The organism is Collinsella sp. LCP19S3_D3 (genome assembly GCF_052121455.1).
GTDB lineage: Bacteria > Actinomycetota > Coriobacteriia > Coriobacteriales > Coriobacteriaceae > Collinsella.
In genome coordinates, this window is sequence record NZ_JBQKEF010000017.1 from 1 (window position 1) to 13,650 (window position 13,650).

Consider the following 13,650-nt stretch of genomic DNA (forward strand, 5'->3'; position numbering starts at 1 on the left):
CGATACAATACGGAGAGGCGCAGCGATGCGCTCGGCGGCCGCACGCCGGCCGAGTTCCGCGCCGCGCTGGGAAGGGCCGCGTAACGGTCCAAGAAATCGTCCGCAGTCCCGTTTCGGAGTGGGATGCAGTTTCCCCAGGAGCCCCCATCGGGAAACTGCATCCCGGAATTCGCCTGAATAGTGGGGTGCGGTTTCCGAAAGGGTGCCGTCTGGGAAACCGTGTCCCGGAATCCCCTCCCGCGCCTGGTTGTTCCGCATCGCATCTATTGGGCAAAGCGATCTGTCCCCATTGCAACAATCTGTTGATTGAACGTCGCTGTATGTTCGCGCTATCATGCATGGTTAAAATTGGTTAGCCATGGCAAACGGTTAGCAATGGTGAACATAAATGCAACGCCCTGTGGGCGTCGGGGGAGGAACACGGACGTGAAGCTCGATACACTCGAGATTGGGAAGGACGCCGTTGTCGCATCGGTGGCATCGGACGATCAGGCACTCCGACAGCATATTTTGGACATGGGCTTAACGCCGGGCACCGAAGTCACCATGATGAAGTACGCCCCCATGGGCGACCCGCTCGAGATTCGCCTGCGTGGCTACGAGTTGACGCTGCGCAAAGACGATGCTGCTCGCATTGAGCTCGTGGGTATTCACGACACCGATACGAGCCCGCGCGTTAACGCCGCAATCGGCACGACGGAGCACCCGGCGCTCGGTGAGGGGACGTATTCGCCCCGCGCGGCAAAAACGGCCGTGTCCGAGGGCGCGCCGCTGCACTTTGCCCTCGCCGGCAACCAAAATTGCGGCAAGACCACGCTGTTCAACCAGCTGACGGGTTCCAACCAACATGTTGGTAACTTTCCCGGCGTGACGGTCGACCGCAAGGACGGTACTGTCCGTAACCACCCCGAGGCGAGCGTTACCGACCTGCCCGGCATCTATTCGTTGTCGCCGTACACGGGCGAGGAGATTGTCAGCCGTCAATTCATCCTTGACGAGCATCCCGACGCCATCATCGACATCATCGATGCCACCAATATCGAGCGCAACCTCTACCTGACGCTGCAGCTTATGGAGCTCGACTGCCCCATGGTCATCGCGCTCAACATGATGGACGAGGTGACGGCCAACGGCGGCGCCGTGGACGTCAACCTGCTCGAGAGCCTGTTGGGCGTGCCTGTTGTCCCCATTAGCGCTGCCCGCAACGAGGGTATCGGCGAGCTGGTGGATCACGCTCTGCATGTGGCGCGGTTCCGCGAGCGCCCGGGTCGCCTGGACTTCTGCGCGCCCGATGGCCCGGACGGCGGTGCGCTGCATCGCTGCATCCACGGCATTGCCAACCTGATCGAGGACCATGCCGTGACGGCCCGCATTCCGGTGCGTTTTGCGGCGACCAAGCTGGTTGAGGGCGACGAGCTGGTGACCGAGGCACTTCACCTGGATCGCAACGAACTTGACGCTATCGAGCACATCATTACCCAGATGGAGGGCGAGGCTGGCACCGACCGCCTGTCCGCGCTGGCCGATATGCGCTTTAGCTTTATCGGCGACGTGTGCGGGCGCTGCGTGGTGAAGCCGCACGAGAGCCGCGAGCACGTGCGCTCCGTTAAGATCGACCGTATCCTGACGGGTCGCTACACGGCCATCCCGGCGTTTCTGGTGATCATGGGCCTCGTCTTTTGGCTGACGTTTGGCGTGATCGGCGCGGCGTTGCAGGGACTTATGGAGGACGGCATCGCTGCCATCATCGCCTCGGCCGATGCGGGTCTCAAGGCGTTTGGAACCAACGACGTGGTGCGCTCGCTGGCTGTCGACGGCGTGCTTACGGGCGTGGGCAGCGTGCTGACCTTCCTGCCGATTATCGTCGTGCTCTTCTTGTTCCTCTCCATTCTGGAAGACTCCGGCTACATGGCGCGCGTGGCCTTTGTCATGGATAAGGTGCTGCGTCGCTTTGGCCTGTCGGGCCGCAGCTTTGTGCCCATGCTCGTCGGTTTTGGCTGCACCGTGCCGGCTATCATGTCGACCCGTACACTCCCATCCGAGCATGATCGCAAGATGACGGTCATGCTCACGCCGTTCATGAGCTGCTCGGCCAAGTTGCCGGTTTACGGCTTGCTGTGCGGAGCATTCTTCCCGCAGGCGACGGTCCCAGCCATGGTCTCGCTCTATCTGATTGGCATTGCGGTCGGTTGCATCGCGGCTTTGGTGCTCAACCGCACGGCATTTAAGGGCGACCCGGTGCCGTTTATCATGGAGCTTCCCAATTACCGCCTGCCGAGCATCAAGACGACGGTGATGCTGGCGTGGGATAAGGCCAAGGACTTTATTACCAAGGCCTTTACCATCATCTTTGCCGCCACCGTGGTCATCTGGTTCCTCCAGACGTTTGACATCCGCTTTAATGTGGTCGCCGATCAGTCGCAGAGTCTACTTGCCGGTCTGGGTAGCATCATCGCGCCGGCGTTGGCGCCGCTTGGCTTTGGCGACTGGCGTGCATCCACGGCGCTCGTCACCGGACTTATCGCCAAGGAGAGCGTCATCTCGACCCTCACCGTGCTTTTGGATGCAACGTCACCCGCGGCGCTGTCGACCATGTTTTCGCCGTTTACCGCCTACGTGTTCTTGGTCTTTACGCTGCTGTACCCGCCCTGCGTGGCGGCAATCGGTGCCGTCAAGAGCGAGTTGGGCGCGCGCTATGCCGTTGCCGTGTTTGCGTTTCAGGTGACGGTCGCCTGGATCGTGGCGTTTGTCGTGCATTCGGTGGGCATATTGCTGGGGTTGGCTTAGCTATTTATTGACAGCGCAACCTCTGTGTATTGAGTTGTTGATTGCGGCCCCGCATCTGTGCTGACGGATGCGGGGCCGTTGCTATATAATCGCCCACCGCCCAAGACAATCGGAGAGGTTTCCTACATGACTCAGGCAAGACAAGATGGCATCTCGCTCAAGCAGTGGCTCCCGCTTATCGGGCTCGCCTGCTGCGCGTTCGTGTTCAACACATCGGAGTTCATGCCCATCGGCCTTCTGACTGATATTGCCGTATCGTTCTCGCTCACCGAGGCCCAGGCAGGCATCATGATTTCGGTCTACGCCTGGGGCGTCATGCTGCTGTCGCTGCCGCTTATGGTGTTTGCCTCGCGCTTTGAGTTCAAGCGTATGCTGCTCGGCGTGCTCGCCGTGTTCTCTCTGGGTCAGTTCCTGTCCGCCGTGGCGCCCACCTATCCTATTTTGGTCTGTGCACGCCTGGTGGTCGCTTGCGCACATGCCGTGTTCTGGTCGGTCGCCTCGATTATGGCCTCGCGCCTGGTCGACACCCGTCACGGGGCGCTCGCCATCAGCATGATCGCCACGGGCTCGTCCATCGCACAGATCTTTGGCCTGCCGATCGGCCGCGCCATCGGGCTGGCTGTGGGCTGGCGCATGACATTCGCTGTGGTCGGGGCCTTCTCTGCCGCCGCGGTGGTGTACCAGGCAGCGGTGTTCCCGGCCATGCCGGCGGGTGAGCGCTTTGCCGTTAAACAGCTGCCCGAGCTGCTCAAGAACCCGTTCCTCATCGCGCTCTACGCGGTCACGGTTTTTATGGCGACCGGCTATTACACAGGCTACAGCTATATCGAGCCCTTCCTGGCGCAGGTCGCGCACGTCGGCGCGGGCGCCATTACCATGACGCTGACGGCGTTTGGCTGCTCCGGTCTGGTGGGCAGCTGGCTGTTTGGCCGCCTGTTCGATGGGCACCGCTTCCCGTTTTTGGCTGTCACGCTCTCCGGCGTGCCAGCGGCCCTGCTGCTCATAGGTTCGGCCGCATCGTCGCTCGCAGCAGTGCTTGCCGTCTGCGTGCTGTGGGGCTGCTGCGCCACGGCCTTCAATGTGGCGTTCCAGGCCGAGCTCATCAAGTACACGCCCGCGGATTCGTCGGCTGTCGCCATGTCGATCTTCTCGGGCCTGTTTAATCTGGGTATCGGCACGGGCACCGCGATCGGCGGCGCCGTGGTTTCGGGCCCCGGTATCGCCTGGATCGGCTCCGTGGGCGGGGCGATTGCCGTCGTGGGCGTCATCCTCGCCATCACGGTGATGTTCCCGGCCATACGCCGCGCAAAGCCCGTCGCCTAATCACGTCCCCTCATCAGTTGCGGTGGAATACGGACTGCTGGGCCCAATAAACCAGGCAAACAGTCCCTATTTCACCGCAACTTAGAAAGGGGCTGGGGTAGCTAATTTGGGACGGGGCTATTTTAGCTACCTCGCGGAGCATACGTAAAAGAGGCCGAGGCCGCTCCGGTATGTACTGGAGCGGCCTCGGTTTTCGTTTTTCTGTCTGCGTATGATCGACCTAGAGCTCGTCTTGGGGGACGACGGCTGTAAGTTTTTCGTTCTCAAATACCGCAGCAAGTCCGTGTTCGGGGTCAAAGCGATAGTTGCACATGAGCGCTGCTTTGCGAGCATCATCGCTTCGAAGTACCACGATGCTGGTCGGAATAACGTATCTAAAGATGTTTGTAATGGGGCCCTCAATCTGATCGCCGTCTCTTTCGAGACAATAATCTTCGATCGCTTCCTTGCTGTCCTCAACGATATCCCAGCTTGCAAGCAGGGCGTCCTTTGCTTCCTTTTGAATGTCGAGGACGCCTTGGTCCGAGTCGCACTCGTAATAGACGGGGAGCGAGAAATCTCTGCCCCACAGATTTATGCTGTTAGTCATCGAAGCCGCCAATCTGATTCAGTATATTTTTGATTTCGCTTACGCCGCCGAGATGCCTGCATACGTCGTGAACTTCGGTCGGAACAAGGTAGCACGTTTTCATGTCATTGTGCTCGTGCCAGGTGTACCCGTTTGCCACGCGCCATTTTTTGACGTCTTTATTGGTCCAGTCTTCTTTGCCATCGCGTTGCTCAAGGTTCCAAGCTTTTGCGCATTCAATGTCTGCCTTTTCATAGTTGCCGACAATGCGCTCGCCGTTCTCACCCATCTGCGAAAGCCTATGCTGGCTCATGCCTTGTATGGTTACTTTCGCCTCAGAGATAGGGTTGAAGTCAGGAATTCCATCCCTGTAATTGATGCCCTCAAGACCTTTGTTTCGAAGAATCTCGCAAACCCTATCGACTGTGGGAACAAACATCGACTCCCCTCGATCGCTCGACCATTTGCCATTGGGATTCTCCATGGTCGGTGTACGGTCCAGCCGTTCCTCATAAGTAGAAGGGTAGTCACACGATTCCACTGAGGATTCAATCAATTTGTCAGGATTGATGTGGTCCGCTCGGTCGATATCGCTAACTTCTGTTTTGGTTTCCTTTGATTCGGGGCCAATGAGTTTATCGGGATTGAACCCAAGTTTATCGCCTGGTTTGGGTTCGTCGATTTTCATTTGCGTGAACTCCATTAGCTTAAATGTCATTAGCTCACCTCGCTATTCTCGTTCCAGTTGTGCCAATCGGAATATGCTTGGGTATCTTGCATTTGCAGGCACAAGACATCGGTCATGATGCCCTGAATGATGACCTGCCTGGTGCGGCTGTCGATATCGCGGTTGATGGAAGCCCCGAGCGCCGCTTCTGCCGCTCTTGTCAATTGCTCGGCTTCATTGCTGCTCTTGAGCTCACGTTCGACCGTTTTGACGACATCGGGGAACAGCGCGCTCATAATGGGCGCCAGCTTGGTCATGTGCGGTTCGTTGGGCGGGTTTTGAGCGGTGCGCAGAATACTGACCTTTGTGGACGAGCCGATATGGAGGCGATCGAGCCGTTCGCGAATGCTATGCAGCTCCGCCTTGGTTCCGATGCTGATGCCGTATGCCAACATACGCGCTACGGAAAGAGCGTCATCGTGTTGGTTGTCTGTGGTGTCTTCGATGGGGCGGCTGTACGTAAAGTGCTCGCCATCCTCTGCTTTGGCGATCTTGCAGAGCACCGGCTCAACCCAATCGTTTTGGTAAATGGCCGCAACGCCCTTAGGCAAGCGTGCCAGCTCGACGATCTGTTGGTCGTTGAGGTTGGCAGCGCGACCGGCGAGCTCGCGGTCCGAAAGATCGGGCAGGCGATGGATGATCTTGGTATTTGTGTTGCGAATGGCTGCCATATCGAGAAGGCCGGGCGCCTGGTCGGCGATGATGAAGCCTTCGCCGTATGTGCGCATCTCGGCGATGGCATTTGAGATCATCTCGACGCTCTTGCCTGTCAGGTCGCCGCTCTCCGAGCCTTGGTTGCTCGTCGATCGCTTAAGCAGGTTGTGCGCCTCTTCAAGCACGGTCAGATGGCGAAGCGGCTGGTTCATGTCCTTTTTCTCGGCCATGCGATGTTCTTGAAGTTTGAGTACAAGAAGACCCATGAGTAGGGATTTTGTTTCGGCGGAGCCAATGCGCGATAGATCGATGACTGTGTTGGCGTCAAAAAGCACGCTAGCATCGACTTCGTTCGACGAAAGCATCATGCCGTTGAGCCCGTTGGTGAGCGAGTTGAGACGCGTGAGCAGCGACCCCTTGTAGGCGCCTTTATTTTCGGCATCGTACTCGCTGGAGTCGAGAATCTCGCGGACGTTGCGGGCAACATCTGCAAAGCAGGGAAAGAGATCGGCTCCATACGGGTTATCAGAAGCGGCAAGATCCCATCCGCAGTCTTCGTATGACCTGGCGACAGCGTCTTTAAGGACGGCGGGCATGGCGGCGTACATGGGCCAGCAAACATTAAAGATCTCAACGAGTCGGTCGAGGTGCTCCAGCACATGGATGCCGGACGGGAAGCTAAAAGGATTGATGCGCAGGAGCGGTGTGAATTCTGGATTGGTTCCAAAGACGTTTACGTCTTCGCGGCCCCCGTACACGTCCTTGTATTCGCCCTTGGCAGGTTCAATGACAAGAAAGTTGACCTGCTGATCGAGCGCCTGATCGAGGATGCGGCAGACGGTATTGGTCTTTCCTGCGCCGGTGCTGCCCGTAACAAAGGTGTGCGAGGCAAGTGAGTCTTTTGACAGGAACGTCCTAATGCGCTCCTCGCGATGCATATGGAAAACCTTGCCTATGCAAAGGCCTTGTTGGGGCTGCGTGCCATCGAACGTTGAGACATTGCGTCCAAAAGAGGCACACTCGATAACGGGCAGCCCTGGGACGGATTTCTTGGGAAAGTTGAGCGAGTAGGCAAGCTCTTTGCCCGAAAGGGCGGTCGTTGCATCGACTGTTGCTGGGTAAACCGAAAAACTTGGATGTTGATCGAGCAGGGCGGGGGAGAGGGCAAAAGCAGGGTGGCGCAAATCGCGAAGGTAGGAACAGACTGCCGCAGCGTCGGCGCTTTGCTCTCCGAGGTCTCCGCGCCAGAGGTTTACCGCAGCCTGAGACATATAGGACTCTTTGCCCTGGGTGAGGGCGAGGTAGGTGTGGGCAACGTTATTCGCGACGTTGTGGTCTTCTGACAGCACGTAGGCGCAAAAGTCCCACATGCCGAGTGCCGAGGCGAGGTCGTAGCGTTTCATTTGCAACTCGAGGATTTCGAGCGCGTGTTGGATGGAGTAATTCTTGAACGTCTGTGTGATGCCTTCGTCGGCGCCGATGGTAGCGGTGACCGTGCTTGAGCGCGCGAATGATCCGCCAAAGTTGGCGCCAAGATTTACGGCCTGCGAAACGCCGGAAGTTACGGACGCTCCCTTAGAGACAGCCTTGCCAACGCCGCTGGTAACGGCTTTGCCGAGCGAGTTTGATATGGCTTTGCCGGTAGATGAACTTGTGCCTTTAGACGTAGATGTGGAGTGTGACGAGCCCTCGGTATGGCTTGCGGATACGCTTACGCCTATGCTTCCACTTGAGGACTCATTTCTCTCATCGGTGACCGTATCCGTGATGCTTTCGGTCGATGTGGACGAGTCGGTTACGCTCTCGTTGCTCGATTCCGAGGTCGACTTGTTTGTCGAGTCCGTTTCGTTGTAGTTTTGAGCAACAGCCTGATTGCTCCCCACCTGCCTGCCGGCACTCACGCCTGCATTGATGCCAACCGTCGCGGACGATCCGATGGAGTCGTTTTGGTGGTAGGTATAGTTGGTCGTCCATGAGGCATAGGGCGTCAGCAGTGAGTGGAGTTCGGCGAGACGGAGTTTGCGCGATTCGATATCATGGATCGGGGTTGCGAGCAGCACGATAGTGTAGTCTTCGCTCGGCCTGCCAGGCACAATGCCGTCAAGAACTTTTTCAATGGTTTGCGTGACGAACTTCTCGTTCTTTTCGGCCGGAATATTCGAAACGGCGGCAACCGAAGACGAGCGTCGATTGTCTAGACACGGAATGGGGCCTCGGTTGGCGGGTCCCACTTCGGAACCGGGGAAGTTGCCCCTCAAGGCATCCGACATGCGCCGGGAAAAATTATCGGCGTCGATGTTGTCGCGGGCATTGTCGCTGTTGACGACTGCAAGGAATACCTCGGTGCTTGCGCTGGTTCGATTAAAAACCAGCGCAATGTTGCAATCTTCGTCAGAGAGAACGTCGTACACATTTACGAGCTTCTCGAGACTGTCCTCGTTGGGGTCGACGACCCACTTCGTGATATTCATGAAGCGGATGTTGTTGTCGGCGTTAAAGCCCGTGGGGTATTCGATAGAGGGGTCAATCGGCGCGTATACATTTCGTAGCTGCGGCAGATAGGCGTTGTGAAGCTCAACGGCGGCAGTTGCCAAGAGCCGATTGGTGAGCTCGATAGCTTGCTCGTCTGCCGGATTCGGCTTTTCTGACAAGTATGCTGTTCGCTTTTTGTCGACCTCATCGAGTTGGGAGCTGCTGAGTACCGAGACGGTTGCGACCGCGTTGCCGGCTTTATCGGCAGCGCGCATAATCGCGTTTTTGATGCCCATGCGATCAGCCTATTCCTTCCAATTAATGACGCGCGCAATGTACTCTTTTCGATTATTGAGCGTCTCGAGTTTTGCCTCGAGAGCGTTGATCTCCGCGGTTTGCCTGTTGATGCCTTCGACATGGCCATGGAGCACCGGGTTGTAGTCGGTGATATTGCTCGTAATTTGGCTGAGCAGCTCGTTGAGCCATTCGGTAAAGCCGTAGGTATGCTCGCGCTCTGTTTCGGCGCGTGCTTCGCAGAAACACCGTGAGATTTCGCGGTTGAATTTGTCTTCGACTTTCCTAAGCAAAAGCTTGTCAGATTTAAAGATGACACGGTCCATGAGCTTCAGTTCGGTAAAGTCTGCCTTGCTGAAAATGGGACCCTTTGTCTTATTGAGCGCGAGGCCACGATATTTAAGAATGATATCGCCGACCTCTCGGCGCTTCTCTTCGGAAAGAGGATTGTCGCTGCTGGTAGCGATGCGATAGAGGGCATCGCGGCTATGCTCTGCGCAATCTTTCCAATAGCTTTGCGACAGTTCATCGATGGTCCGAGCTATTTGCTCGGTACATTCGTCATAGTGATTGATGACCTCGTTAAAGAGCTGGTCGGCGGCATCTTTGTCGGCTGTTCTTTCGGCAGCCTTTGCGTCGGATCTTTTTTGGAGCGCATCGGTGATGTCATCACAAAGGCCTTTGCCAACCTCCGCTAACCCAAATGTTGGGTGAGAGCCGACGTCCTTTTGTGTGTTTGCCGAGCTTCCTTTTATCGAATCGCCGAGCCTATTGAAAAAGTTAGGGGCGATTGAGTCAAACGCTTGCGCGGCTGCGTTCGATCGTTTTGAGTATTCGAGGCGCTCTCGCTTGTCTTCGGTAATGGCGCCTTGACGTGCTTGAAGCGTGTCAAGGTTGGTTTTCCACTGCTCGGCGGAAACGTTCCTGTCGATGGCGTTGGCATAGCTGGCCGAGGAGTCCAGCCTTGCATGCTCTCTGCAGTCTTCGAGCTGGTTGATGAGATTGCGCTTATCCTCTTCGAGCTCGGCTTCTCGCTGTGCTTTCTTTTGTTCGAGGTCGGTTTTCTTATTGGCAATCTCTTCTTCGGTTATGCTGACAATATCTTGTAGGAGCGATTCCGACCTGCTGCATTTGTTATATGCGGAGTACCGCTCGGCAAACAGGCGTATCTCGTTTTCGATACAAAAGAGTCCGCTGTTGGCAAGAAGGAGGTCCTTGCAAGCCTCGGATTCGCGGTTGGTTCTGCGCGAGATCTGTCCTGGAAGGATGTCGTAGCGGTAGAGCGTTTTGTAGAAGCGGCTTGTCGGATCGGTGTATTTACGCTGCTGGTCTTCGAATTTTTCGGCATAGTTGTCGCTTATAAACTCGCTGGAGTTCTTTGAGCCTAGGCCGAGGATGGAAGAAACAAAGTAGATACCTTGCCCGTAAAGGCTGGCCGGAATGGACCAACGCATGATTTGCGAGACGGCTTCATCGTCGAATCCGCCTTTGGGAAGGTCGGCGGAATCTGCTTTGTTGACTACGATCATGGCAAAGCGTTCATCGATTGCGGGGATCTGCTCTATTTCGTTGGAGAGGTTCTTGTTGTCCTTCGTATCGAGCGAGTTGTACTCCGCAACGAAAATGGGAAGGCCATTTGAGAGGCCCTCCATTGCCTGTTTGAGCACTCGGGCGTGATCGGCGTTGGAGGCAGAGTTTGAGCCCGGGGTGTCAAAGATGACAAACTCCCTGTCATGGGGCCACGGGTCGGTATCGCTAAAGGGGACTTCGATTCTGATCAGATCGGAGATAGTCCGGTCGTCTTCATCGGCATGATATGAGTTAAGAACCTTGAGAGCGCTGTTCATATGGGAGGCCATGCCGGGCATGGAATCGGCGACTTTGGCTGCGATCATGTCGTATAGGGGCTCCCCCACAAGCTCTTTGTTTTCCATGAGGCCATCAAGATTAAAGCGCAGCAAGAATCGCCTGTTGCCACAGGAGAATTGAACCATCGCGCGATCTCGGTCTTTTGAACGTTTGATTTGGAATATGCGGGCCGTTACAGGCTCGTCGCCGCTGGGAAGGATCTCCATGCCAATGAGGGCGTTGATGAACGTCGATTTGCCTGCACTATAGCTGCCGAGTACACACAGCGGGATGATGTCGCTCGAGACATCGGTGAACTTTCTAATTTGCTCAGAGACTTTTGTTCGCTCGGAGACTGATTCGTCTACAAGCCCCTGGATTTCCCTGAAGACTTCGACAATTTCTGGCAAGACGTCTCGGGCGTTTGATAGATAACGCTCGTCTCGTATGGCCTCGTATGTGTTGGCGCGTGGCCCTTCGGTGCAGATGGCGAGCAACTCCTGCCATTCGTCATCCGCGCCTTCAAAATGCAATTCGATTTTGTCGCCGCCGCCGAACTCTTTGGCGAGGATGTCGATGATCTCTTCGGCCTTAAAGGGGAAGAAACCATTAACGATCTTCGTGCTATGGAGCGCGCTATTGGGATTTGTAGATGTCGTTATTTCTTGCCAGCCGTTATCCCATCGGAAGAACCGAACAGTTTCTTGATATGGATTGCTGACGATCTTGATTTTAATGTCTGCCATCGTTCAACTACCTTTGTAGGTCAGGTGTGGGAATATGCCGCCTTCATCATAGGATAGCCACTCGTGCGGACACCTCTTTATTCGCTCAGCGGCATCTCAGCGGTGCCATTTATTTGGCAAGATCCTCGCCATCGCCGTGCTGTTTCCAGCCATCCGCCGCGCAAAGCCCGTCGCCTAATCACAACCTAGGAGAGGGTCGGGGTAGCTAAAACAGCCCCGTCCCAAATTAGCTATCCCGCCGGGCATACAATGTATGTCGTTGTGTTGAGCTTACCGGGAGGTTGCTATGTGGGCATACGAGACGACGTTCTATCAAATCTATCCGCTGGGCTTTTGTGGAGCTCCGCGCGAAAACGCCGCGCCCGTTGCCGAGGATGAGCTTGCCCAGGCTGCCAACGACGCGCCCAACCCCGATGCCCCCATCATGAAAATCGCCCAATGGGCCGACTACCTGCAGGAACTAGGTATTGGCGCTGTGCTCATCAACCCACCGCTCGAGTCCGATAGCCATGGCTACGACACGCGCAGCCTGCGCCACATCGACCGTCGCCTGGGTGGGGATGCCGACTTTGCCGCCGTGTGCGAGACGCTGCATGCCCACGGCATCCGCGTGGTGCTCGACGCCGTCTTCAACCACGTCGGTCGCGGCTTTTGGGCCTTCCGCGATGTGCAGGAGCGCAAGTGGGACTCGCCCTACAAGGACTGGTTCCACATCAGCTTTGACGGCGACTCGTGCTACGGCGACGGCTTTTGGTACGAGGGCTGGGAAGGCCATTTTGAGCTCGTGAAGCTCAACCTGCAAAACCCCGCCGTGGTCGATTACCTGCTCGAGTCCGTGCGCCGTTGGGCCGAGGTCTTTGGCGTCGACGGTCTGCGCCTGGACGTCGCCTATATGCTCGACCGCGACTTTATGCGCCGCCTGCACGCCTTTGTCCGTGAGCTCAAACCCGATTTTGTCCTGATCGGCGAGACGCTCCACGGCGACTACAACCAGATCGTCAACGACGAGATGCTCGACTCCTGCACCAACTACGAGTGTTACAAGGGACTGTACTCCAGCTTTAACTCGATCAACATGTTCGAGATCGCCCACTCGCTGCACCGTCAGTTTGGCGGCGACCCGTGGTGCATCTACCGCGGCAAGCACCTGCTGTCGTTTGTCGACAACCACGACGTGCCACGCCTGGCGAGCATCCTTACCGACAAGTCGTGCCTGCGTCCCGCCTATGGCATGCTCTTTGGCATGCCGGGCATCCCGTGCATCTACTATGGCAGCGAGTGGGGAATTGCTGGCGAAAAGGGTGGCCCCGATGGCGACTGGGCGCTGCGCCCTGCGCTCGATGAGCCTGCACCCAACGAGCTGACGGCGTTCGTCACACAGCTTGCGCACCTGCGCTCGGCCGACGACGCGGCGGCACGCGCCCTCAACTACGGTGCCTATCGCAACGTGGTGATCCAGAACAAGCAGCTGCTGTTCGAGCGCGCCTGCGACGACGCGACGGTGCTCGTGGCGGTCAATGCCGTGAACGAGCCTTATACCTTTGGAGCCGGCGAACTCAACGGCTCCTTCGTCGACCTACTTGCCGACGATGCACCCACGGTCGAGCTGACGGGCTCTCTTGAACTTGCGCCCTACGAGGTGCGCTATCTGTTGAGGGCCTAGGTCATGGCGGCGTCAGACGAGGGCTATCAACATATTGAGCATGGGTTTGAACCCGTGTTCGACCAGCACTCGCGCGTTTTGGTGCTCGGGTCGTTTCCCTCGGTGCTTTCGCGCGCCAATGCCTTTTATTACGGCAACCCTCAGAATCGCTTTTGGCGCGTGATGGCCGCGTGCCTTGGTGTGCCTGTACCACCCAACGAGGGCGACCCTTTGGTGGGCGGCGAGCCCGCGACGCTCGACGCCTCTATTGCCGCCAAGCGATCCATGCTGTTGAACGGTGGTGTGGCCCTGTGGGATGTGGTCGAGAGCTGCGACATTAAGGGGTCGAGCGACGCGAGCATCAAAAACGTTGTGCCGGCATATATCGAACGCATCACTGGAGCTGCGCCCATCGAGCGGGTGGTATGCAACGGAGGTACGGCGGGGCGCCTCTATAAGCGCTATCTACAAGAACGCACCGGGCTGCCCGCTGTCGTATTGCCGTCAACTAGTCCCGCTAACGCGGCCTGGCGCCTGGAGCGGCTTGTCGAGCGCTGGCGCGAGGCAGCTGACTGGACCGCACGGTAAT

8 protein-coding genes are annotated in these 13,650 nt (G+C 57.1%); 4 read left to right on the top strand and 4 right to left on the bottom strand.

From position 1 onward, the window contains the following. Nucleotides 1-375: 375 nt before the first annotated feature. Together feoB and ACTQXM_RS07210 are read left to right on the top strand one after the other, a co-directional pair. Complete coding sequence (gene feoB / locus ACTQXM_RS07205; RefSeq protein ID WP_441537431.1) at nt 376-2,787, top strand: ferrous iron transport protein B; 2,412 nt, start codon at nt 376-378, stop codon at nt 2,785-2,787. 126 nt (nt 2,788-2,913) lie between these two features. Continuing rightward, complete coding sequence (locus ACTQXM_RS07210; RefSeq protein WP_441537432.1) at nt 2,914-4,110, top strand: MFS transporter; 1,197 nt, start codon at nt 2,914-2,916, stop codon at nt 4,108-4,110. Nucleotides 4,111-4,330: 220 nt separating this feature from the next. Here the strand turns inward: ACTQXM_RS07210 and ACTQXM_RS07215 are convergent, their stop codons facing one another. Genes ACTQXM_RS07215 through ACTQXM_RS07230 form a run of 4 tightly spaced genes read right to left on the bottom strand, consistent with a single transcriptional unit; the run spans nt 4,331 to nt 11,419 of the window. Next, nucleotides 4,331-4,699 carry a DUF6985 domain-containing protein gene (locus ACTQXM_RS07215; RefSeq protein ID WP_441537433.1) on the bottom strand — a complete coding sequence of 123 codons (369 nt, stop codon included), beginning with the start codon at nt 4,697-4,699 and terminating at the stop codon, nt 4,331-4,333. Beyond that, entirely contained in the window at nt 4,692-5,396 is a 705-nt protein-coding gene (locus ACTQXM_RS07220; RefSeq protein WP_441547633.1) for an HNH endonuclease signature motif containing protein, read from the bottom strand. The genes ACTQXM_RS07215 and ACTQXM_RS07220 overlap by 8 nt, the downstream gene beginning before the upstream one ends. Then, a complete protein-coding gene (locus ACTQXM_RS07225; RefSeq protein ID WP_441537435.1) occupies nt 5,396-8,827 on the bottom strand; it encodes an ATP-binding protein in 3,432 nt (1,143 codons plus the stop codon). The genes ACTQXM_RS07220 and ACTQXM_RS07225 overlap by 1 nt, the downstream gene beginning before the upstream one ends. Nucleotides 8,828-8,836: 9 nt before the next feature. Next, the gene (locus ACTQXM_RS07230; protein WP_441537436.1) at nt 8,837-11,419 is read right to left on the bottom strand and encodes a dynamin family protein; all 2,583 of its coding nucleotides are present in this window, start codon (nt 11,417-11,419) and stop codon (nt 8,837-8,839) included. 286 nt (nt 11,420-11,705) lie between these two features. Between ACTQXM_RS07230 and ACTQXM_RS07235 the strand changes: the two genes are divergently transcribed. Both ACTQXM_RS07235 and ACTQXM_RS07240 read left to right on the top strand, forming a co-directional pair. Further along, nucleotides 11,706-13,082: an alpha-amylase family glycosyl hydrolase gene (locus ACTQXM_RS07235; RefSeq protein ID WP_441535646.1), complete on the top strand. Its 1,377-nt coding sequence runs from the start codon at nt 11,706-11,708 to the stop codon at nt 13,080-13,082. A gap of 3 nt (nt 13,083-13,085) precedes the next feature. Then, a complete protein-coding gene (locus ACTQXM_RS07240; RefSeq protein WP_441535647.1) occupies nt 13,086-13,649 on the top strand; it encodes a uracil-DNA glycosylase family protein in 564 nt (187 codons plus the stop codon). Nucleotide 13,650: the final 1 nt, after the last annotated feature.

Coding starts and splice junctions, on each gene's coding strand:
- feoB (WP_441537431.1), top strand. CDS start 376: ATGGTGAACATAAATGCAACGCCCTGTGGGCGTCGGGGGAGGAACACG.
- ACTQXM_RS07210 (WP_441537432.1), top strand. CDS start 2,914: ATGACTCAGGCAAGACAAGATGGCATCTCGCTCAAGCAGTGGCTCCCG.
- ACTQXM_RS07215 (WP_441537433.1), bottom strand. CDS start 4,699: ATGACTAACAGCATAAATCTGTGGGGCAGAGATTTCTCGCTCCCCGTC.
- ACTQXM_RS07220 (WP_441547633.1), bottom strand. CDS start 5,396: ATGACATTTAAGCTAATGGAGTTCACGCAAATGAAAATCGACGAACCC.
- ACTQXM_RS07225 (WP_441537435.1), bottom strand. CDS start 8,827: ATGGGCATCAAAAACGCGATTATGCGCGCTGCCGATAAAGCCGGCAAC.
- ACTQXM_RS07230 (WP_441537436.1), bottom strand. CDS start 11,419: ATGGCAGACATTAAAATCAAGATCGTCAGCAATCCATATCAAGAAACT.
- ACTQXM_RS07235 (WP_441535646.1), top strand. CDS start 11,706: ATGTGGGCATACGAGACGACGTTCTATCAAATCTATCCGCTGGGCTTT.
- ACTQXM_RS07240 (WP_441535647.1), top strand. CDS start 13,086: ATGGCGGCGTCAGACGAGGGCTATCAACATATTGAGCATGGGTTTGAA.